Here is a 22,875-nt window from a genome sequence, read left to right as displayed (position 1 = left end):
CTTGGGACCCTTTTATGGTTTTGAAAATCCCTGACTATACCGTAGATTTTCAAGACTATTAAAACAAAAAAAGGAAAACTCATACAATTCGATTTTAAAACCATCTATGAAAAATATCCTTGCAAATAATCCTCTTTAGCAATAATTTTAGGATGTTTAGGGTCATGATCACCTACAAATCCAAAACAATAACATATGTCCTTATAAGGTCTAATCATTTGCAATACTTCCACAGCACGTTTCTTTTTCATCTGACTACCAGTACAACTTCCCCAACCTAGCAGAATCAAGTCAGCTTGCTTTAAGCTTTCACTGATATAATAATTATTATCAACTCCGATTGGGTCGTTAAAACTTTTCAATTGATTCGGTTTCGTACACCTAGCAGCAAACAAGTTCACTAAATCCATCGATCCATAGCCATGATCAATAAAATAGTTTATACAACTATTAACCGTTAAATCATTTTTGTAATGATCAGCAGTGCTCGGATTCCATAATACCAATACCGCTCTCGGTTTCTCCTCATCCCACACCCTCGACAACTTGTACCGATACATTTCATCTTCATCAAATACAGCACTTGATTCTATACACACTTTATACTCCTTATTCAAAGTAACCACTCCATCCCATTAAAGAAACTATATTAAATGTTATGAGCCAGGAGTAGAATAAATGTATAATTGGTTTGCACCCTACTGATGACCTTTTAGAAACACAAAAAACCTACCAACCGTTTAAAAGGCTAGTAGGTTATTACCAATTAATCTCTATGAGAACTAAGTTGTTACATTATTTTTGTCTAATACTTCACTTTTTAACTTTGATAATATTTTTTCAGCATCTTGATATGTCTCACCTTTAACCCCAAAATAAAACTTCAACTTTGGCTCAGTACCAGAAGGACGTAAACAGAACCAGCAATCTTGTTCCAACTTAAACTTAACCACATTAGACTTAGGTAAATCAATATCTTCAGTCTCTCCAGACGGAAGTAATGTCCTTTTACCAGCATCGTAATCTTCAAAGGCCTTAACGTTAAGACCTGCCACTTCCTCAAGACGACTTTCTCGATATTCTTGCATAATACTATCAATTTGCTTAGAGCCTTCTAGCCCCTCTAATTTCAAGGAATGCAAGTCTTCAATATAATACCCCAATCGTTGATACAAATCATCTAATGCATCAAATAATGTCTTCCCTTGGGATCTATAAAAAGCCGCCATCTCACAAGCCAATACAGTAGACTGCACAGCATCCTTATCACGTGAAAAATCCTTAATTAAATAACCATAACTCTCTTCATATCCAAACATAAACTGATAGGTCTTCTGTTGGTTAAACTCTTCAATCTTCTCACTAATAAACTTGAATCCAGTCAATACATCTAACGTTTCTACACCATAATCATCAGCTACCGCTCGTCCAAGTTCTGAAGTCACAATCGTCTTAATCATAATCGGATTCTCAGGTAAGGTTTCATGATTAGATAAAATATAATCCAACATCAAAGCTCCTAATTGATTCCCTGTTAAAACCTTATACTCTCCTGACTCATCCTTAACCGCAACACCTAATCGATCTGCATCTGGATCCGTCCCAACTAAAATATCCGCCTGAACCGCTTCACCTTTTTCAATTGCTAGTTCAAACGCTTGGTGTTCCTCAGGATTTGGTGACTTGACCGTTGAAAACTCAGGATCTGCCTTCGCTTGCTCTTCAACCACATGAACTTGACTAAATCCAACTTGCTTCAGTCCTGCCTGAACCACCTCATTAGCTGTTCCGTGTAATGGTGTGAAAACAATACCTAATTTGTCAGCATGAGAACGAATCACATCTGAATTAAAAGTTATTGACTTCAACTCTTCAAGATAAGCCTGATCCACGCCTTCATCAACCCAACGCAACAACCCAGCATCTTCTAACTCTTGCTGCGAAACGACATCAATCTCAAGCTCATCCTCAACCGCATTCACTTTCGCAATCATCTCATCCGCCTGCTTCGGTGGCAGTTGCCCACCAGTCTCGTTATAAACTTTATACCCATTATACTCAGGCGGATTATGACTCGCCGTAATCATTACACCAGCAGCTGTCCCTAAATGACGAACCGCAAACGACAACTCTGGCGTTGGTCTTAACGACGTAAACACATAAGTCGGAATATTATGTACACCTAAAACCTTAGCCGTCTCAATCGCGAATTCCTTCGACATATAACGCGAATCATAAGCCACAACTACACCTTGTTCTTTCAAAACACCAGACTGCGACTCAATGTACGAAGCTAAACCTTTAGCCACTTTCCGGACTGTATAAATGTTCATCCGATTCGTCCCAGGCCCAAGTACACCACGCATGCCGCCGGTGCCGAATTCAAGCGTTTTATGAAAAGCTTCTTCCAATTCATCCTCTTTCATGTCTAATAATTTATGTTTTAATGCTGAATCTAAATCAGCTTTGTTATTCCAACGTTCAAAATCTTCTTCCCAACTCACCCAATCACCTACTTCTCAATATTTATGGCGTCATTTTCACATCAAGCTTGTGCTTTAAATAATCGTATAACTCATCTTTGATCTCTGGATTCTCTAACGCTAAATCAATGGTCGTTTTAATATAACCTAACTTCTCACCCACATCGTAACGTTTGCCTTCAAAATCGTAAGCTAAAATGGGTTGTTCTTCATTCATCTTCTGAATCGCATCAGTTAATTGGATTTCCCCACCTGCACCACGTTCTTGTTGATCAAGATAGCCAAAAATTTCAGGTGTTAAAATATAACGTCCCATAATAGCCAAATTAGAAGGTGCCGTGCCAGGTTTAGGCTTCTCAACTAAAGAGTCCACCTTATACCGACGACCATCTTGTTCAGAATAAGACACAATACCATAACGATGTGTTTCATCAACAGGCACATTCTGAACACCAATAACTGACCGTTCAGTAGCTTCATACTGTTCGATCATTTGTTTCAAACACGGCTTTTCAGCTTGTACAATGTCATCACCTAATAGAACCGCAAAAGGATCTTCTCCAATAAATTTCCTTGCACACCAAACAGCATGACCTAAGCCTAGCGGTTCCTTCTGTCGAATATAATGAATGTCAACATTCGAAGGGTATTCGACCTTCTTTAGCAACTCATGTTTCCCCTTCTGCATAAGGTTACTTTCCAGCTCATAATTCTTATCGAAATGATCTTCTATGGCTCTCTTACCCTTACCGGTCACAATAATTATATCTTCTATCCCAGAATCAATCGCTTCTTCCACTATATATTGTATGGTGGGTTTATCCACAATTGGTAACATTTCTTTAGGCATCGCTTTGGTCGCTGGTAAAAATCTTGTTCCTAAACCAGCCGCAGGAATGATGGCTTTTCTAATTTTCTTCATGCTAGTGCGCCTCCGTATCCATTTCCAAGTACATTACATAATCAAATTTTACCATAACCAAGAACTTAAAATAAATAAAACCGGCCAATTAATGACCGGTTGCATCAATGTTTTAATCTAACTTTAAAGCTTCCTCTGCCAAAATCAATCCAACCGAATCATTCTGTCCCCAAATTCGATCGTAATTGTTTAGCGGTACAGGTTGTGGCCCAACAAATGGGGAAATCTCTAACGTGAAGTTAGGTGAAAATTCATTAAATAAGAACCAATCGGTAAAATGACCACCTGAAACTCCTTCTGTCATGGATAAAGGGTAACTTGTCTTATCACTTAAACGATCCGCAATATCTCTCGAATCCTCTTTCAATTCACCTTCTGCTAACGTGTCCCAATAAATAATCTCACCAGATGAATGATACGCTATCGCTGTATCAAAATTTTGCAAATCGACATATTGTGATAACGCTTGAACTTCAGGCTCACTCATCGGCTCATAACCTTTGAAATTCGTAGGTGACGGTTCACCCGGGTCGTTCTTCACATTATCCCACAAACTCGTGTAATTTCGATTTAAATCGACTCCTCTTGCATTCGCTTTCCATGCTGAGAAGTCCTTACTACCACCATTAATATCAATCACTTCAGAAGAATTGCTAACAGCACCAGCGCCTTCTTGAACCAACATTACACCATCTGGATTCACCATCGGAACATAGTAGATACTCACCTTATTCAGTAAATCCCTCACATTGTAACCATCAACTTTGCTATTCCTCACATAGGCTTGACTGTAAGTATCAATTTGATCCATCACTAGATTCGTCGTCATCCATTCTCGTGCATGAGTCGATGCGTTAATGTGTACTTTTGTCGACCCGTTACCAACTTTCACAGTATAAAGATCGCGACCATCATATGACTGACCAATCACACTAGAACTCACTAACCCAGGATACATCGACTCCAACTCATTAATATCCTTAATCATCTGTTGATAAGAATACTTCGTTTTAGGATTCACTACAGACTTAGGATTGATCTCGCCTAATGTGACATCATTTTTGTGGATATAACCTGTATGTGGTTCATGGTTCAAATAGACCGTCGCTTCATACCAATTCTTAGTAAACGACTTAAACTTTAGTTTGGAACCATACGAGTAGCCTTTTAGTTTCTTAGAATTTCTAGATGTTCCTTTGTATACGTAAGTAGATTCATTGATTGCATAACCCGATAAATCCTCTTGTTCCGCTTGGTGATCAATAACATCATGACGATGTATATAACCAGTATGTGCTTGACCGTCTAAATAAACTGTTGCCTCATACCACTGATCCATAAATGAACGATAGTATAATAGACTACCTTCACGATACGATTTTAAAGGCGATGATTGTTTACTAGGTTTCGAATAGACATGAGTCGTACCATCGTATCCATAGCCCTTAAGGTTCTTCTGATCTTCAACTGGTATCTCAACATCACTCTTATGAATATACCCAGTATGTGCCTTGTGGTTTAAATAAACTGTTGCCTTATACCAATTTTGAGTAAACGTTTGAAAATATAACTTTTCACCCTGTCCATAGCTTTTAAGAGTATCACTAGAACGATTTAATTTAGAATATACATGCGCTTGGTTTTTTACGACAAACCCGGTTAAATCCTCTACTTGATCAACAGGTTCTTCGACATCAGATGCTTTAATATACCCTGTATGCGGTTCATGATTCAAATAGACAGTAGCTTTGTACCATCCATCTATAAATGTTTGATACTTTAATATACTGCCTGACTGATAACTCTTCAAGACGTCGGAACTAGCATTTGGCAATGCATAGACTTTGGTTGGGCTTTTAACACCTACACCAGATAGATTTTCAGGCTGGTCAGTAGGAAAATCAACATCCGAAGCCTTGATGTAACCTGTGTGTGGTTTATGATTCAAGTATACTGTAGCCTTATACCAACCTTCAATAAACGTTTCAAACTTAAGAAAACTACCAGATGGATAAGTCTTTAACGCATCAGAATTAGAATTAGGTGAGTCATAAACTGTCGTAGGCTTTTTAACCCCAACACCTGATAACGATGTCGGCTCTTGCGTCGGCTCGTCCACATCACCCACATGAATATAGCCTGTTTTAGGTTCACCATTCACATAAACCGTTGCTTCGTACCATTGTTCACTGAAAGTCTTATAATACAACTTCTCTCCCTTAGCATAACTCTTCCAATGATCATCATTCTTAGTAGGAGATTGATAGACTTTCGTATGATTAACCGAATAACCAGTTAAATCCTTTTGCTCAGTTGTAATGACATCAACATCTTCTTTATGTATATAACCTGAAACACGTTCGTTGTTAAGTATAACGACAGCAGTATACCAATTACCTTCTTGGTTTTTAAACTTCAAAATGGAACCTGAGTTATACCCCTTTAACTGTTTCGAATCTTTACTCTTATTCTGATAAACATAAGTCTGATCTTCTAAAGCGACACCCTCTAACGACTCACTCTCTGAATAAGTATGTTCAACAGATGTTAGCATGACGACACATAATACAACCGAAAACAAAACCCCTAATTTCTTATACAATAAAACTTCCCCCCTTTATATTTAATAGTAAAACAAATTCGAACTTTTTTCTACAGCGTTATACAAAAAATACCAACTAAAAACTAGTTAGCTGGTATTAAATCTCTTATTATTTGAATAATTTTTTCTTGAACGTCTTGACTCATATTTGAACCAGAAGGTAAACATAAACCATTCTCAAATAACTGCTTAGATACATCTTGGTTATGAGTATAGTATGAACACCCTTCAAATAAAGGCTGCAAATGCATTGGCTTCCAAACCGGGCGCGCTTCAATATTGTGTTCATCTAGCGCATTAATAATATCATCCCTAGTAATCCCCGCCTTTTTAGGATCGACAGTCAAAGCTGTTAACCATCGATTAGAAAACGTGCCTTCTAATTCAGGCTGAAATTCAAAACCATCAATAACTTTGAAAGCTTCATAGTATCTATCAAAAACCGCTCGACGTTGATTCACTCTCTCATCTAATACCTCAAGCTGACCACGTCCGACACCTGCAACAATATTACTCATTCGATAATTATATCCTACTTCACTATGCTCATAATGAGGCGCTGGATCACGTGCCTGTGTAGATAAAAAACGTGCCTTCTGAATCGCTTCATCATCATTTGAAACTAGGGCACCGCCCCCAGAAGTCGTAATAATTTTGTTCCCATTAAATGAGTAAACCCCAAACTTACCAAAGGTCCCACTCTTCTGACCTTTATACTCACTACCTAAAGACTCGGCTGCATCTTCAATAACCGGAACACCATATTCATCACAGATATCCATAATCTCATCCATTTTGGCACTCTGACCGTATAGGTTCACAACAATAACAGCTTTCGGTAGAGTCCCTTCTCTTTCCGCATCAACAAAAGCTCGCTTTAACGCCTCAGGCGACATATTCCAAGTGTCCGCCTCTGAATCAATAAATACAGGGTTTGCTCCCTCATATAACACGGGATTAACCGTCGCCACAAACGTCAATGAAGAGACAAAAACATTGTCAGATGGCCCTATATCTAACAATCTCAATGCCAAATGAATAGCCGCTGTCCCAGAAGACACAACAGCAGCATGTTCCATAGAATTATATTCAGCTAACTCACGCTCAAAACCATTCACATTATTCCCAAGCGGCGCAATCCAATTTAAATCAAACGCTTCCTGTATATATTTTTGTTCATTACCTGACATGTGTGGTGATGATAAATATACTTTACTCATAATCATTTTCACTCACTTTTATAAAAACTTTTTTAAGATAACTTCATCATATTTAAGCAGCGTATAACCTTGATCGTATTGGTACTCACTGAATGACTTATTGCTTTTACCAGATACATTATTGATTATATACTGCGGAAAGTTAGATCCCATTTCATATGCATGAGGATACCCACCTCCAAAACGAGGGTTTATTTCAGAGATGTAGTAACTATCAGCATATTCAAAGATATCAAGGTCTAGTGGACCTATAAAATCTGTCTTTTCAACAAAATTCTTGACTAGATCAACAATATCAAGATTATTAACAGACACTGATTTATCCGTTTCACCAGATCTCATTTTGACTTTTTCTTTAATAAAAATATCAGTTAATTCACCTGTAATCATATCGACGTATGTATCTACACCAAACTCCTTATGTTTATAATAAGGCTGAATAATTAAACCATTTTCTTTTGAGAAAATAAAATTCAAGTCATCTAAATTATGCACAGTTTGAATACCTATACTTGCACTACCTTTACCAGGTTTAATAACTAATGGGAAACAAATTCTTCCGAATTCTAGTTGTTGAATAACCTCTTCAATCGAACTATAAGTTGGAACGGATGGAACACCGACATCTGATAAATAATCATAAGTCTTTTGTTTATCAAAACTTTTAACAATCATTTCTAACGGAGATAATATTAGAGTTACATTAATTTCTTCAAATTTTTCTTTATTTTTTGCTAGTACTTCTAATTCAGGATCAATTAACGAGAACACTGCATCAATGTGATGTTTTTGGCACACCTCTATAAGTTTGTCCAAATAATTTGGGTCATCTATTCTTGGTATTATCTCGTAATCATCAGCGAAATACAGTGCAGGAGCGTTGATGTCACAATCTGCAGCAATGATACTATCTTGTACACCTAAAGTTTGTCTAAAATAATCTATAACTTTCGCACGTCTTCCTGCGCTCGATGCTAATATATTCATCTCTCTACATCTCCTTGAACAAATGTGCATAGTTAAACAGAAGAGGAGTTCCTCCAGTATGCAAAAATAATATATTCTTATTTTCTAGATTTTCTTTTTTTATAGTATCCAACATACCGTAAAAGGCTTTACCAGTATAAACAGGATCTAATAGTATTGTAGTTTCTTGTGCTACTTTTTTAATAGTATTTAATATTTCAGGGTAAATATCCGCATACCCGTTGCCAACATATTTGTCATCAAAATTTATATGTTTGGAAATAAGGGTTTTATCTATATTATAAGCATCACAATAGTCTGCAATACTATTCATAATTACATCATTTCCTCTTGTTTTATTTCTCGCAACACTAACTCCTCTTATTTGTGTTTGATGTCCATATAATAATTTACCAACTTCTAATCCTGCTTGTGTGGTCCCTGTGCCAGAAGCATGAAATATGTAATCAAAACTTAAGTTATGTTCTCTTTCATAACTAACAATTTCATCAAAAGCTAGCTTGTATGCATGAGTACCTAAATTGCCATGTCCTCCACCTTGAATAAAGTATGGTCGATAGCCTTTATCCTTTAATTCATCTAAAGTTTTCTTAATTGTTTCAGGGACTTCATTAACTTTTGTCCAAACAATTTCTGAGTCAAATAAATCATACAGAAAATAATTACCATTAAATTTTTGTTCTTCTGCAGGCTCAGATAAAACTAATACAACTTTAAAACCGCATTGTCTAGCAAATGCGGCTGTGATTCTGCAATGGTTAGATTGTGCGCCACCATAGGTTACAATACAATCAGATTGCTGACCAATAGCATCTTTCATGAATAGTTGCAATTTACGTGCTTTGTTACCGCCCAATGAAATATCAGTTAAGTCATCGCGTTTAATATAAATGTTATTTTTACTACTTATTGCATTCAGATAATCAATTGGTGAAGGGGTTTTTACCTTAACCATCTAGAAAGTCCTTTCTAAATATAGAATAAGTGTACCTATCAACCTTTTCTCCCATAAAAATTAGGTCTTCTTTTAGTAATCCTTCTTTTACAAAACCAATCTTTTCAAACAATTTTTGAGCACCCTTATTGTTAACCTCTGTGTATAAATATATTTTATTAAGTCTATGTTTCAAAAACATTTTCGTTAAAAATTCCTTACTAGCTTTTTGGGCCAGACCTTTCCCCCAGTACTCTTTTTCTCCATTTACTATATAAAACTCTGCTTTAGCATTTTTATTATCAATATTTAATAGTCCAATTAAACCAATTGTTTTATTTACAGTTTCATCAGCAACTTCATAAACAAAATCTTCTCTTGTTTGGTTTCCAATAATCTTATTATACCAATTAAGGGTTCTATCTTTACATAAAGGAATATCATAATGTAGATATTCATTTATCTCAGGATCATTGATCCATTTAACTTTCAAATCTATATCAGATTTATTAAAATACCTTAATTTAATTCTATCCACGGTAAACCCCTTCTTTCCTAACCACAGATGTAAAAGTTTTTAAAATTATCTTCAAATCAAGAATCAAAGACATCTTATTTACATACTCGACATCATACTCAATTCTCTCATCCCAGGTTAATGAGTTTCTACCATATGCCTGGGCCATACCTGTAATTCCTGGTTTAACATCAAACCTTTTCTTTTGTATTTCAGAATAATCTTCATACTTATAAGGGTGGTAAGGTACAGGTGGTCTTGGGCCAATGAAACTCATTTCCCCTTTTAATATGTTAAGTAGTTGCGGAAGTTCATCCAAACTTGTTTTTCTAAGAATATGTCCAATCTTTGTAATTCTTGGATCTTGATCATTTGTATAAATACCCGTTCCAATACTCTCCGCATTTTGTACCATTGTCCTGAATTTATAGACTTTAAAAACATTTCCCATTAATCCTAGTCTTTCTTGTTTAAAGAAAACAGGGCCTTTTGTGTCTATTTTGATAGCAATTGAAATGAATACTGTAATCAAGGAAATTGGAATAATTAATAGTAAACAGAAGAAAGAGTCAAATACTCTTTTCCCGAAATTTCTATACATAAGAATCACTTCTCAAATAATTGATAATCTTCGAGACAACTTTTTCAACTATTTCATCACTCATATGCGGATAAATAGGCAAGCTTAAGGCATCGTCCTTCAGTTTATTTGTGATTGGAAGGTTGATATCATGATTATACAGTGGAAGCTCGTGTACAGGCACAGGATAATAAATCATAGTAGAAATACCTTCATCCTTTAAATGATTTTGCAGAGAATCCCTCATTCCATTCTTAACCCTTATTGTGAATTGGTGAAATACATGGTTTGTGTAATATTTACTTTTAGGTAATACAACATTTTCATTACCATCCAAAATTTCTATATATTTATTTGCAACTCTCTTTCTACCTTCATTCCACTCATCAATTCTTCGTAACTTTACCCTTAAAATTGCTGCTTGTATTGAATCCAACCTTGAATTAAAACCAAGAATTTCATTATGATACTTTTTCTTTGATCCATGAACACGTAACATTTTAGCTATCTCAGCAATCTCATCACTATTAGTAGTAATTAGACCTCCATCACCGTACGCACCTAAGTTCTTAGTGGGAAAAAATGAAAAACAGCCAACATCACCTATAGTACCTACCTTACTTCCTTTATAATCCGAACCAAAGGCCTGTGCAACATCTTCAACTATTTTAAGGTCATACTTGTCTGCAATATTCATTAACGGATCCATATCTACTGCATGACCATATAAATGCACTGGTATGACAGCTTTGGTATTTTCATTAACTTGCTTCTCAATTAATGAAACATCAATATTATAAGAATCTTCTTCAACATCTACAAATACAGGTTTAGCACCCACCTGTGAAATAGCTTCAGCAGTTGCAAAAAAAGTAAAAGAAGTAGTAATGACTTCATCTCCTACTCCTATCCCTGCTGCTTTGAGGCCAATGACAAGCGCATCTGTACCCGAATTAACACCTATTGCATGCTTAATTCCTAAATATGTTGAGACTTCATTTTCAAATTCAGTTACATCAGGTCCCATGATAAATTTGCCTGAATCTATTACTCTTTCAACTTCATTTAAGATTTCTTCTTTTAATAATTTAGTTTCTTCTTCAGTCGTAAACAAAGGTATATTCATTTCATTCACCCTTTTCAACTAGTCTATTATCAACCACCTCATACTCTCTATTACAAGCTGAACAATGGCTGTTATTATCAATATCTATTTTTGTCCCACATTTACACATCCACCCAATTTGTTTAGCAGGTACCCCTGCCATAACCGCAAAATCCGGGACATCCTTATTAACCACAGCTCCTGCTGCAATAAACGCCCATTTTCCAATGGTATTTCCACAGACGACAGTTGCATTTGCACCAATGCTTGCGCCTTTTTTCACTAATGTTCTTAAATACCCTTCTTTTGGATCCTTCGGAAAAGCGGCTCTAGGATTCATATCATTAGTAAATACCATACTAGGACCACAAAAAACATAGTCTTCTAATTCGACACCTTCATAAATAGAAACGTTATTTTGTATTTTCACTCCGTTTCCAACTTTCACATTATTACCGATAAATACGTTTTGGCCGAGATTACAATTTTCACCTATATGAGCATGTGACATAATATGTGTATAATGCCATACTTTAGTATTAACCCCTACTTCAGCACCAGTATCTAAATAACTTGATTCATGAATAAAATAAGACATTCCTAACCCCCCTTCATTTTCTAGTAATTGTTTCACAGACTTCTAATACACCGTCAGCAAGCTTTTCTAAATCATGTTTACTAGTAACAAACTTTTTTCCGTTCTGCCCCATTTCATATAACTCTTCTGGCATTTTTCTTTTCAACTCAAGAATACTTTCTGCTATTTGTTTAGGGGATTCAGCGGGTATACTAATACCATTCTGGGCTTCTTCAGCAAAATCATAGCTAGTATCGGCCGCAAAAATCATTGGTTTGCCACTGTTCATGTAATCAAATAACTTATTTGAACTCAATCCATATTTAAATACTGGAGTAGACTTTAAGTGAAATAAACAAACATCTGAATGTTGCAAAATATGTGGAACTTGATCTTTATTAACTTTATTTAAGAAAGTAATATTTTTCAAATTAAGTTGCTTAGCTAACTCAATAAGATTATTTTTTTCTGGGCCATCTCCTACTAATAATATATGAGATTTAATATGTTTATTTTCTTCCATTTTTTCTAGCTCACTTGCCGCCCTTACAACAGTTTTCAAACCATTGGCAAGTCCATGTGCGCCAGTAAACGTTATAATAAATTTCTTGCTATTGCTTTCAAAAAATGACTTAGGCTCTTCGGCTAAAAAACCAACCTTCTTATTACTAGATTTTAAATCAATCCCATTAGGAATATAAATGACTTTATCTCTCGATATTCCATACTTTGATATATGTCTATAACCATGAGGTAGTACAGAAATTATTTTATCTGCTTTATTATATAAAAACTTTTCTATACTTCTAAATATTTTTGTAACTAGTGACTTTTCCTTTAATGCACCCAGATCTACTAACGTTTGAGGCCAAACATCTCTAATTTCAAATACAAATTTTGAACCTACTTTTCTGGACAAGTAATAAGCACTTAAACCAGTAAATAAATGAACTGAAGACCCGACTATAACTTCAGGCTTATCTTTATTTTTTAAAAGAACTTTACTTGCTTTAAAGCTTCTATATGCAAACATTATTTGATTCCAAAGTCTTTTAGCCCCATTGTTATGGTACCTTGGAGTTTTAATATATACTCTTTTATAACCATCTTTTTCCTCAGTTTTAAAATATTCAAGACTATTATATTCTTTAATCTCAGTATAAGAATTATGGATAAAACTAGATGAAAAAAGAGTTACATTCACACCCTTTTTGTTTAAATAATAAGAAAAACTAGGATGTCTTCCACTTTCTCCTGCATGGTGGTTAAAAATCCATAAGTTCATCAATTCACACCTATCCTATAACATTTCTCTTAAATAATTTTGTATTTCTTTAGTGATTTTTTTACTTGCATTACCATCACCATACAAATCGCCTCTATAATTTACTGAATTAAAATTGTTAATTAAATGAGACAAGTCTTGTTGTGATGGATTAACTAACTGATTCCAACCCGCTTCTACAGTTTCAACCCATTCGGTTTCATCTCTAACGGTATAACATGGCACTTTCGCAAAATAAGCTTCTTTTTGAACACCACCAGAATCAGTTACAATTGCTTTAGCGTGTTTTTCTAATAATAGCATCTCTAAATAAGAAACAGGTTCTGACAAGATGACATTTTCTGCAGAAACTAATTCTGTCATTAATTCATATTCTTCTAATTTTTTTCTAGTTCTAGGGTGAAGAGGTAAGAAAACTTTATCGTTTAAATTTATTAATCCCTTTATAATACCTCGCATTCTCTCTCGATCATCTGTGTTTTCGGCCCTGTGTATGGTGCCAAGAATAAAATGGTTAGGTTTCAGATCATATTGCTCTATTGAATGATGTTGTTCTGCAATTTCCATATTGTATAAAACAGCATCATACATAACATCACCAACTTGATGAACATGTCTTAATATATTTTCTTTTTCTAAATTCTCTACAGCTGAAGATGTTGGAGCAAATAGTAGATTACTGATATGATCCGTCATAATTCTGTTAATCTCTTCAGGCATTTTTTTATTATAGCTTCTTAATCCCGCCTCAATATGAAATACAGGTATGTGTAGTTTACTAGCGACTAGAGCTCCTGCTATAGTTGAGTTAGTATCACCATAAACAATCACACCATCCGGTATTTCTTTTTCAATTGCCTCTTCAATTTTTATTAACATATTCCCTGTTTGTTTCCCATGAGACATAGAGCCAACACCTAAATCATAATCAGGTTTAGGAATATCTAATTGTTCAAAGAATATACCAGCCATATTATAATCATAATGTTGCCCTGTATTTACCAAAATTTCATTAAATGTCTTTCTTAGTTCCCTAGAAACAGCTGCTACTTTTACTAACTGTGGTCTAGTTCCAGCTATTGTTACTAACTTCATATTATCACCTTCTAATCTACAAATTATTATAAAGATCTAGCAGTTTTTCTGATTCTTGTTCCCAATTATAGTACTTTTCGATAGCCTCTCGCCCGTTCATCCCCATTTGTTTCGCCTGAGTCGGATTATCAGTAACCCATTGAATAGCTTCAGCTACTTGATTAACATTTAGAGGATCAACACATATGCCACAATTATTTTCTTCAATAATTTCTTTCCAAAGTGGGAAGTTTGAAGCTATAACAGGAATCCCTGCTGACATATACTCGAACATCTTATTAGGTTGAGCATTAATATGATTTGGAGAAGGATCAAACAAGACAAGGCCAGCTACAGACTTACTTAGTACCTCTTTCACTTTATTTCTGTCTATTTGACCTAAATAATTTACATTACTCCATCCATTATAGTTCGATATACTTTCATAAAGTTGATTATTACTAAAATTACCTGCTAAAAATAGGCTTCCCTTAACATTTTCCATACCTGATACAATAATTTCTATCCCTCTACTCTTAGTTATACCACCAATATATGATACTGCTATATCCTTTGGTAACTCGCTACTTGGAGAATGTAATTCATTTAACTTAGGATAATTATTAACATTTATAGTTTTGCAGCCTATTTTATCAAATCTGTTATCTATAAAAGGTGTAGCAGTAACTAATGCATCAAATTTCTTCGATGATTTATTTTCATATTTCTCAAAAATAACAGATAGTAGCCTCCGTAAAAGTTTAGGAATCCAATACTTAGTTAAAATTTGTCTTGGGACATCTTCGTGAACATCGTAAACAACTTTTTTTCCTCTACGCTTTAACTTTAAACCTACTGGTATTAATTCCGGATCATGAAAATGATATATATCAGCATCAACATTTATCGCTGCCTGAAAAACTTTTTTAGTAAAATTTCTAATTCTTTTAACTTTACTTTTACTAAAATTAGTCAGACCGTGCACCTTAATCCCTTGAAAATCAGTTTCTTTTGTATTTGGTGCTATTAAAGTGACATTATACCCTGAATCAACTAATGATTTACATTCTTTTATAGATATCCTAATGTCGTTATATTGATGCACTGATGTTAAATGGCATACTTTCATATAATAACCTCACAATAACATTTAAATTTTAACTATTAATTTCTTAACCGGTTTATCATTTATACTTAAAATTATTAATACAAATGGCATAATTACTAAAGAATTAAATACAGCGACAGGTAACATATATACAGATGCTGATAATAAAATTGATAGAATTAAAGCTCTATATTCAGTTTTATAACTATTGATATGAGGAACAAAAAACAACATAATAAAATAAATTGTTCCTATAACCCCATAAGATCTTAATAAAAGTAACCACTCATTATCAGCTGCATATTTTAATTCCGCTCTACTTAGTGGTCCCACACCTAACAAAACATTGTCTTTAAGTAGTTTTAGATTTTCAGACCAGTGGTCTACCCTAGCATTCCAACTATTATCATTAGAAATTTCCAATAATGCTCCAAAACGCCATAAAATTTTTTCTTGAAAATCCGTAAATAATATAGTGATAACTAAAATAATTATTGAAATTGTGAAAAGCATTATTAACCTTTTAAACTTATACAAATTTAAAATTAGATAATTTTTAAAAACCATTAAAAAAATCAATACTGTAATTCCAACTAACAAAGCCACCAGAGATGAACGTGACAAAGTTAAGAAAACCCCTAAAACATTTAAGCCAAAATAAAGTAAATATATATACCTAAATTTACCTTTTAACAAAATATATAATGTTAACAAGGAAATAATTACAAATAAATAACCCAGCTCATTTGGATTCCCTACCATTCCTACCGGTCTTGGGTTTGGGTAATTATCAATCAGTGTTTCAAATTGTGTAGGTGCTACAGACTTAATATAAATTTCGTTTAAATTAAATACATTAAAATATTGTTGTAGAGAGATAATGAATAAAATAACAGAAAGGCTAAATATAAAATTAAAGGTATTTTGTTTCTCACCTTCATAATCCTTTACAATTTGAAAGTAGGAAAATGCTATAGTATAGATAATTATGTATTTAAATAGTTTCACAAATTCAGTAAACTCCATTAATGAATTGCTATACCCTTTAATAATACCCAAACTAATCGAGATCGTAATAAAAAAATAGAAAGAAAATAATAATATGTGGCGCGAACTGAAAGTAATATTATATCTTCTTTTTATAGTTAAATTTATGAAAATATAACCTAAAAATATAATTATGATAAGGTCTTCAAATCTAAAAGCAATTGGGAGAATTCTGATCGAAGGTGTTAACAGTAATGAAAATATAATACTATATAAGAATATTTTAAATGTCTTATACTCTCGTATGTTGTGCTGTACCATATAGTTAATTAACCTTTCCTATACTACTATATATCGCAAGAATATTTTTCGCCACAACATGTCCACTGTAATTATTAATGCAATTTTCTCTTATTTTATCTGAACTATAATATGGATAATTTGAATACATTCTCTTGAAATGTCCCTCTAATTCATTAATATCTCCTACGTTTGATAACAGGCCGTTTTCTTCATTAACAATAAAGTCAGGACCTCCACTTTTCGTTGCAAGTATTGGCTTTCCACAAGCCAAGGCTTCAATGTACACAACACCAAAGGTTTCATGACGACTAGCCAGTGCGAACACATCACAGTTTTGCATTTCATCAACAACTTGATTTCTATCAAGTCTGCCCAAGAAGCTTATTTTGTGATCAACTTTTAATTGTTTTGCTAAGTTTTTTAAATTATTAAGTTCTTCTCCATCTCCTCCGATCCTTAGTCTTACATTTTCCTTTTCATCAAAAGCATTTGCAAAAGCTATAATTAATAAATCCATTCCTTTTTTGTGTGTAAGTAACCCCACAGAGAAAAACGTGAAATACTCTTTTTCTTTATTAGGCGTAGTATTGGGTTTAAACAATTCGGTATTAACGATGTTAGGAATTATTTTGATTTTATTTTCATCTATATAATGTGATAATTCTTTTTTTAAACCAGGTCCCACTGCTATTATTTCTTTAGCTTTATTAAGGGCAGATTTAATCATTGGCTTTTGATATTTTCTTATTAAACCTCTCGAGAAAGCTGTGGAATGCTCCGTAATTACTAAAGGAATATTTTCCTTTTCTGCAATTTTCGATGCTACTATTCCACCCCAAATACAAGAGTGAGCATGGATGACATCAGGTTTACCATGTTTTTTTACCGCTTCATCATAAGCTTTCCTTATTTGTTTTGAGTGTTTAATTAATTGAAAATATGGAATTCTAGGTAAGAAATTAAAACTATCATAACGGTAAGTGGGTAAGCCATCTTCATCATTATAAATAATTTTATTTGTACCTTTATGTAATGATTTATTTCTAATTTTTTTTATGCTGAACAAATCAGAGTGAAGTACAGTAACTTCAACACCTTCTTTTTGTAACGCATGTGACTGTTCCTTGAAAAACACGCCACGAATTGGATTCTCCTTGGTTGGATACCATGATGGGATTACGAATACATGCATTTACTTCACCTTTCTTACTCTTTTTAAGAAATTTATTAAAAGAAAGATATCTGACTTTTTCAAGAGCAATAATTCTTTAAGTGGTAACTTAGAAATTCTATTAAAAATTACAATTTTCACTAACCAATTTATGCTGTAAGTAATAGAAGTAGCTACAGCAGCACCAATAAGACCATAAGTTGGAATTAATAAGATATTTAATAATATGTTAGATAATACTGTAAATATAGAAATATATAAATTTAACTCCGGTTTGCCTCTACCTGCAAAATCATTTGCAATTATTTTAGCAGGAGCTCCACTTATTATACCTACTAATAATATTTTCAATAATATTGAACTTTGTTCATAACTTTCTCCGAATAATATATTAATAGCAATATCTGAGATCAAGTACATAACTAACGCCATTAGTACTGATACAAATAATATTATTCTACTAACAGTAGAAGTAACTAAATTTTTTTTGCCAATGGAACTAGTATTTGATATTTTGGGTAGTAAAACTGTCGAGACTGATTTTGGTACAACCCACAATCGCTCAACCACATTTACGGATATCACATATATGCCAACTGCAGCAGGTCCCAAAAAATATGAAATTATTAATAAATCCACTCGATAATTGATGAATGCAAGAATGTTGCTCATGTGTGTTTTTAAGCCAAATTTTAATGATTCTTTCAAGTAGCTAAATGACATTTTTACATTACTTAATCTATAATTATAAACACTTTTAACTAAATAAATGATCAATAAAGATCTCGTAATATGTCCTGTCGCAAAGGCTATTATTGCTCCTGTTAATCCTATAGATAATATCCAAACTAATATTATTACAAATACTAGATTTATAATCTCTCCAAATAATAATATAGAGTTAAAAGCTTTGAAATCTTGCTTTCCTTGAAAAACTGTTTGTAAAAATTGATTAATAAACATTAATGGAATGATACTTAAAATTAAATATAGCTGACTATTACCTATGCCTTCAAAAAACACTTCACTAAAGAAGGTAATAATAGTAATGCCAATAATAATTGAGAATAAGCTTAACCATTTTGCAAGTGTAACATTAGTTTTAATTATCTCTTCTGTACTATATTTCTGCTTCCCTATAAAATATACTCCTGAAACACCAATCCCAAGATTTAAGAATGTGACAAGTAAATTGGGTAGTAGTATGACTAAAGAATACATACCTTGCCCCTCAGGGCCAAGGATTCTTGCAATTATCAAAATCAATACGAAACTTATCCCCATATTTACGATTTGTCTAGATAATGTCATTATACTATTTGAAAAAAAACTTCTATTCACTGTTAAAGCTCCATTTATTTATTTAATATAAAAGAGAGTTCTTTTTGTATCTTTTCTTTTTCATCGTCCAGAAATTCTTCATTTAATTCTGCTTTTAATTGTAGAATTATTTTGTCTGTAATAGTACCAATTTCTATATCACTTAAATCTTTAAGTAAATCATTAATATTTATATAGTCATCACATTTTCCTATCCTTTTCAAAAAGTAATTAACTTTTGGCTGATAATTAATTCCATAAAAATTTGTTCGTGCACAACTTGATAAAATTAATGAATGTAATCGAGTGCCTAGTATGAGTTTCTTAGAAGCGCAAAACTCTAATATTTCATGTACCGTTAGCCTTTTATCTAGTATTTCAACCGAACCTTTATTGGACATATTATTATAAATATGTTTAGCAACTTTGATATCAGAAGGGTAATTTGTAGCAAAAAACGTGATTGGTATACTTGTTTTCATAATCAAATTATCTAATATTTTTGACATATTCTCACAATATATTTTGTAATAACTACTATCATTATTTGGCCAATAATAATCTGCATGAAAAGGTATCACTGAAACACCAATACCATTACTTTTCGTTTTCAATTTTCTTTCCAGGCCAAATGCAAGATCTGTATTTACCTTTACGCATTTTGAACCTTCATTTAAATTATCTAATATGTATTTACTTTCTATATCTCTTGTACTTACATAATAATCTTTTAAAATAGATTTTATTACTTTCTTCCCAACACTAGTATTTATAGGTCCAGCCCCTACCCCACAAAAATATACTTTAATATCTTTCTTCCTAGCTTCTTTGACAATATGTCTTAACACGAATGGCCACTTTGGGTAGAAGTCCATTAGAACATTCCCCCCACCAACTATTAAATAGTCTAAGTCCTTATCTAAGTTAAATCCATAGATGGGTTTTCTTGTTAATTGCCTCATATAACTTTCAACTGAGTGATAAAAAATTGGATTTCTTTTCTTCAAATTGTTTACTAAGCTTCTAGGATGATAACTTTTGACTAAAGATTTATTCTCATTAGTGTTTAAAGACTTTTTTTTACTAATATTGCCTTTGTATACTATATCAAACTTTACACCATCTAAATTTAACGCATATTTTGTGTTATCTATATTAGTAGTATATATAACAACCTCTTTAACTGAATCACCTAAATCATTAAGTGAATTTATTAACCCATTTAATATTGCTTCGTCACCAATACTTCCGCCACCATAAGAACCAATAATACCGATCTTCATGTTATCTAACCTCTTTAATTTATAGTTTAAAATACTTATCGTCATTAATATTATTCATAGCATTTCTAGTATCAAGTATTACCGAAGAAACTTTTTCAATTTTCCCATAATCAAACACAGTATGATTAGTTGTAATTAACGTTAAATCTGGCTTACTGTTTAAAAGTTCATCTAATTTTATATTAGAAGTTTTTCTAATTTCATTACCTATTTTATATTCCTCAATATATGGATCAATAACAGTTAAATTAGCACCTTTGCTCTCAAGGATTTGAATTATTGGGAGTACAGGTGATTCTCGATAATCATCTATATCTTTTTTGTATGCAACACCTAAAACAAGGATGTTGGCCCCATTAAGAGCTTTCCCTTCAATATTTAAGATTTCCATACACCTGTTTACTACAAAATCTGGCATTTCATTATTAATTTCTCCAGCTGTTTCAATGAGACGTGTATGGTAATTATATTCTCTAGCTTTCCAGGTTAAATACCACGGATCGATCGGAATACAATGACCACCTAAACCTGGTCCCGGGTAAAAAGGCATAAATCCATAAGGTTTAGTTGCTGCAGCATCGATGACCTCCCAGACGTCAATGCCCATTTTGTTACACAAAATGGCCATTTCATTTGCTAATCCAATATTTATATTTCTAAAAGTATTCTCGAGGATTTTCTCCATTTCTGCTACTGAAGGGCTTGATACTTTATGGATGTCACTATCTAATACATTTTCGTACATTGTAGCGGCTACTTGAGTACAACTATCCGTCATTCCACCAACTACTTTTGGTGTGTTTTTAGTATTAAATTGCTTGTTACCTGGATCAACACGTTCAGGTGAATAAGCTAAGAAAAATGTTTCTCCACAAACTAATCCACTTTTCTCAATTAAAGGTTTAACTACTTCCTCAGTAGTACCTGGGTATGTGGTGCTTTCCAAAACCACTAAAGTACCTCCTACAATGTGTTTTGCAATTTCTTTCGACGAACTTTCGACATAAGAAGTATCCGGTTGTTTATATATATCTAGTGGAGTTGGTACACAAATGGCTACAGCATCTACCTCTTTAATTAAACTATAATCAGTCGTAGCTTTGATTTTATTATTCCTTACAATCTCATCTAGTTCTTCATCAACCACATCACCTATATAATTAATACCTTCATTAACTTGATTGACTCGTTCTTGTTGTACATCAAACCCAATAACTTGATAACCTGCTTTTGCTTTTTCTACTGCTAGTGGAAGTCCAACATAACCAAGACCCACCACTCCTACAGTTGCTTCTTTATTCTTAAGCTTATTTATTAATATTTTGGCATTGTCGTTTACGTTCTGCCCAGTTGTAATAGTCATTATTCTAAAATCATCCCTTCACGAAACTCTTTTAAATACACTGGCTTACCGCCTAGTTTAGATGATTCATAAATAGCTAATATAATTTCAAGTGCGTTTTTTCCATCATTTAATGTAATATAAGGCTCTCTATCATTATTAATAGAATCAACCATATCTTCAACAATGCGTTGATGACCAAAGCCATATACATCAGTAGGGTTTTCTTGCTCTTCTAACATACTAATTTCTTCTTCTTGAAAATTTTCATTGAATCTCCAAGCTTCTATCTTATTTACAGCTATCCCGCCTAACATGACAGTTCCCTTTTCACCAAATAAATTTAACGTTTCTTCTAAATTAGTTGGGTGTATCGTTCCCGCACCTTCGATTGTTCCAATAGCTCCACTTTCGAATTCTAATGTTGCTACTGCAACATCTTCCATTTCAATATCTCTGAAACGAGTTTTAGTTATGCCTGTCACTTTTTTTACAGGTCCCATCATCCAAGTCAGTAGATCGATATTATGTATGCATTGATTCATTAGAATACCATCTTTTTGTTCCTCACTGCCTCTCCACTGATTGAGACCGTAATATTGTTCATTTCTGTTCCAACGAATACTAGCTACACCATGAGAAAATTCCCCAAATTTATTTTCTTCAACAGCTTTTCGTGTTTTTTGTACTACATCATTAAATCTATTTTGGTGAACTGCTGTAGCTTTGACGCCAGTTTTTTTCTGTGTTTCTATAAGTTTATCCGCGTCTGATAAATTTATAGCAATTGGTTTTTCAATCATGACATGCTTTCCAGCATTCATTGCATCTATCCCTACCTGAGTATGAGGGATATGGTCTGTACAGATATTGAACACATCTACATATTCATCTTCCAAGAGTTCTTTATAGTCAGTGAATACTTTTGTATCAGATAAATCTTCTCTAAGCTTTTTCGCTTTATCTTCATTTAAATCACAGACAGCATATAAATTTGCGCCCTCAGTATTTATAATTGCTTCTTTATGCTTTTTGGCAATTCTGCCACAACCTATAATTGCGAAATTTATCATCA

The 22,875-nt window shown here is 33.3% G+C and carries 20 protein-coding genes; all 20 read right to left on the bottom strand.

All coding sequences use genetic code 11. The annotated features are described in order from the left end of the window. Window positions 1-104: 104 nt before the first annotated feature. A complete protein-coding gene (locus tag EDC24_RS06920) occupies window positions 105-617 on the bottom strand; it encodes a DUF1643 domain-containing protein (RefSeq protein WP_124221032.1) in 513 nt (170 codons plus the stop codon). A gap of 165 nt (window positions 618-782) precedes the next feature. Beyond that, window positions 783-2,504: a phospho-sugar mutase gene (locus tag EDC24_RS06915; RefSeq protein ID WP_170158497.1), complete on the bottom strand. Its 1,722-nt coding sequence runs from the start codon at window positions 2,502-2,504 to the stop codon at window positions 783-785. 22 nt (window positions 2,505-2,526) lie between these two features. After that, a complete protein-coding gene (gene galU / locus EDC24_RS06910) occupies window positions 2,527-3,405 on the bottom strand; it encodes a UTP--glucose-1-phosphate uridylyltransferase GalU (RefSeq protein WP_124221030.1) in 879 nt (292 codons plus the stop codon). A 112-nt stretch (window positions 3,406-3,517) separates the two neighbouring features. Then, window positions 3,518-6,007: a M14 family zinc carboxypeptidase gene (locus tag EDC24_RS06905; RefSeq protein ID WP_124221028.1), complete on the bottom strand. Its 2,490-nt coding sequence runs from the start codon at window positions 6,005-6,007 to the stop codon at window positions 3,518-3,520. A gap of 83 nt (window positions 6,008-6,090) precedes the next feature. Then, window positions 6,091-7,227: an aminotransferase class I/II-fold pyridoxal phosphate-dependent enzyme gene (locus tag EDC24_RS06900; RefSeq protein WP_124221026.1), complete on the bottom strand. Its 1,137-nt coding sequence runs from the start codon at window positions 7,225-7,227 to the stop codon at window positions 6,091-6,093. 18 nt (window positions 7,228-7,245) lie between these two features. Continuing rightward, window positions 7,246-8,214, bottom strand: a complete 969-nt coding sequence (locus tag EDC24_RS06895; RefSeq protein ID WP_170158496.1) for an ATP-grasp domain-containing protein — start codon at window positions 8,212-8,214, stop codon at window positions 7,246-7,248. 4 nt (window positions 8,215-8,218) lie between these two features. After that, entirely contained in the window at window positions 8,219-9,169 is a 951-nt protein-coding gene (locus tag EDC24_RS06890; RefSeq protein ID WP_124221022.1) for a 1-aminocyclopropane-1-carboxylate deaminase/D-cysteine desulfhydrase, read from the bottom strand. After that, the gene (locus EDC24_RS06885; protein WP_170158495.1) at window positions 9,162-9,686 is read right to left on the bottom strand and encodes a GNAT family N-acetyltransferase; all 525 of its coding nucleotides are present in this window, start codon (window positions 9,684-9,686) and stop codon (window positions 9,162-9,164) included. The genes EDC24_RS06890 and EDC24_RS06885 overlap by 8 nt, the downstream gene beginning before the upstream one ends. Further along, on the bottom strand, window positions 9,679-10,266 hold the full coding sequence (locus tag EDC24_RS06880; RefSeq protein WP_124221018.1) for a sugar transferase: 588 nt from the start codon (window positions 10,264-10,266) through the stop codon (window positions 9,679-9,681). Before EDC24_RS06880 ends, EDC24_RS06885 begins: the two co-directional genes overlap by 8 nt. After that, complete coding sequence (locus EDC24_RS06875; protein WP_211342343.1) at window positions 10,259-11,371, bottom strand: DegT/DnrJ/EryC1/StrS family aminotransferase; 1,113 nt, start codon at window positions 11,369-11,371, stop codon at window positions 10,259-10,261. The genes EDC24_RS06880 and EDC24_RS06875 overlap by 8 nt, the downstream gene beginning before the upstream one ends. A 1-nt stretch (window position 11,372) precedes the next feature. Continuing rightward, the gene (locus EDC24_RS06870) at window positions 11,373-11,948 is read right to left on the bottom strand and encodes an N-acetyltransferase (protein ID WP_124221014.1); all 576 of its coding nucleotides are present in this window, start codon (window positions 11,946-11,948) and stop codon (window positions 11,373-11,375) included. 13 nt (window positions 11,949-11,961) lie between these two features. After that, entirely contained in the window at window positions 11,962-13,212 is a 1,251-nt protein-coding gene (locus tag EDC24_RS06865; protein WP_124221012.1) for a glycosyltransferase family 4 protein, read from the bottom strand. Between the two features lie 15 nt (window positions 13,213-13,227). Continuing rightward, window positions 13,228-14,307 (bottom strand): non-hydrolyzing UDP-N-acetylglucosamine 2-epimerase, encoded by a 1,080-nt coding sequence (wecB, locus tag EDC24_RS06860; RefSeq protein ID WP_124221010.1) that lies wholly within the window; start codon window positions 14,305-14,307, stop codon window positions 13,228-13,230. A gap of 16 nt (window positions 14,308-14,323) precedes the next feature. Beyond that, a complete protein-coding gene (locus EDC24_RS06855; RefSeq protein ID WP_124221009.1) occupies window positions 14,324-15,415 on the bottom strand; it encodes a glycosyltransferase family 4 protein in 1,092 nt (363 codons plus the stop codon). Between the two features lie 21 nt (window positions 15,416-15,436). Beyond that, entirely contained in the window at window positions 15,437-16,420 is a 984-nt protein-coding gene (locus EDC24_RS06850) for an O-antigen ligase family protein (protein WP_170158494.1), read from the bottom strand. 286 nt (window positions 16,421-16,706) lie between these two features. Then, window positions 16,707-17,876, bottom strand: coding sequence for a glycosyltransferase (locus tag EDC24_RS06845; protein WP_124221005.1), 1,170 nt, complete (start codon window positions 17,874-17,876; stop codon window positions 16,707-16,709). Next, window positions 17,877-19,166, bottom strand: coding sequence for a flippase (locus tag EDC24_RS06840; RefSeq protein ID WP_170158493.1), 1,290 nt, complete (start codon window positions 19,164-19,166; stop codon window positions 17,877-17,879). A gap of 44 nt (window positions 19,167-19,210) precedes the next feature. Next, the gene (locus tag EDC24_RS06835) at window positions 19,211-20,458 is read right to left on the bottom strand and encodes a polysaccharide pyruvyl transferase family protein (protein ID WP_170158492.1); all 1,248 of its coding nucleotides are present in this window, start codon (window positions 20,456-20,458) and stop codon (window positions 19,211-19,213) included. A gap of 19 nt (window positions 20,459-20,477) precedes the next feature. After that, complete coding sequence (locus EDC24_RS06830) at window positions 20,478-21,821, bottom strand: nucleotide sugar dehydrogenase (protein ID WP_124220999.1); 1,344 nt, start codon at window positions 21,819-21,821, stop codon at window positions 20,478-20,480. Beyond that, the gene (locus tag EDC24_RS06825) at window positions 21,821-22,873 is read right to left on the bottom strand and encodes a Gfo/Idh/MocA family protein (protein ID WP_124220997.1); all 1,053 of its coding nucleotides are present in this window, start codon (window positions 22,871-22,873) and stop codon (window positions 21,821-21,823) included. The genes EDC24_RS06830 and EDC24_RS06825 overlap by 1 nt, the downstream gene beginning before the upstream one ends. Between the last annotated feature and the right edge of the window lie 2 nt (window positions 22,874-22,875).

Source organism: Aquisalibacillus elongatus (assembly GCF_003843875.1).
GTDB classification, from domain to species: domain Bacteria; phylum Bacillota; class Bacilli; order Bacillales; family Alkalibacillaceae; genus Aquisalibacillus; species Aquisalibacillus elongatus.
Note: the sequence above shows the minus strand (reverse complement) of the source record. Positions and strands in the feature narration are given on the sequence as shown.

Coding starts and splice junctions, on each gene's coding strand:
- galU (WP_124221030.1), bottom strand. CDS start 3,405: ATGAAGAAAATTAGAAAAGCCATCATTCCTGCGGCTGGTTTAGGAACA.
- EDC24_RS06900 (WP_124221026.1), bottom strand. CDS start 7,227: ATGAGTAAAGTATATTTATCATCACCACACATGTCAGGTAATGAACAA.
- EDC24_RS06895 (WP_170158496.1), bottom strand. CDS start 8,214: ATGAATATATTAGCATCGAGCGCAGGAAGACGTGCGAAAGTTATAGAT.
- EDC24_RS06890 (WP_124221022.1), bottom strand. CDS start 9,169: ATGGTTAAGGTAAAAACCCCTTCACCAATTGATTATCTGAATGCAATA.
- EDC24_RS06880 (WP_124221018.1), bottom strand. CDS start 10,266: ATGTATAGAAATTTCGGGAAAAGAGTATTTGACTCTTTCTTCTGTTTA.
- EDC24_RS06875 (WP_211342343.1), bottom strand. CDS start 11,371: ATGAATATACCTTTGTTTACGACTGAAGAAGAAACTAAATTATTAAAA.
- EDC24_RS06870 (WP_124221014.1), bottom strand. CDS start 11,948: ATGTCTTATTTTATTCATGAATCAAGTTATTTAGATACTGGTGCTGAA.
- EDC24_RS06865 (WP_124221012.1), bottom strand. CDS start 13,212: ATGAACTTATGGATTTTTAACCACCATGCAGGAGAAAGTGGAAGACAT.
- wecB (WP_124221010.1), bottom strand. CDS start 14,307: ATGAAGTTAGTAACAATAGCTGGAACTAGACCACAGTTAGTAAAAGTA.
- EDC24_RS06855 (WP_124221009.1), bottom strand. CDS start 15,415: ATGAAAGTATGCCATTTAACATCAGTGCATCAATATAACGACATTAGG.
- EDC24_RS06850 (WP_170158494.1), bottom strand. CDS start 16,420: ATGGAGTTTACTGAATTTGTGAAACTATTTAAATACATAATTATCTAT.
- EDC24_RS06845 (WP_124221005.1), bottom strand. CDS start 17,876: ATGCATGTATTCGTAATCCCATCATGGTATCCAACCAAGGAGAATCCA.
- EDC24_RS06840 (WP_170158493.1), bottom strand. CDS start 19,166: ATGACATTATCTAGACAAATCGTAAATATGGGGATAAGTTTCGTATTG.
- EDC24_RS06835 (WP_170158492.1), bottom strand. CDS start 20,458: ATGAAGATCGGTATTATTGGTTCTTATGGTGGCGGAAGTATTGGTGAC.
- EDC24_RS06830 (WP_124220999.1), bottom strand. CDS start 21,821: ATGACTATTACAACTGGGCAGAACGTAAACGACAATGCCAAAATATTA.
- EDC24_RS06825 (WP_124220997.1), bottom strand. CDS start 22,873: ATGATAAATTTCGCAATTATAGGTTGTGGCAGAATTGCCAAAAAGCAT.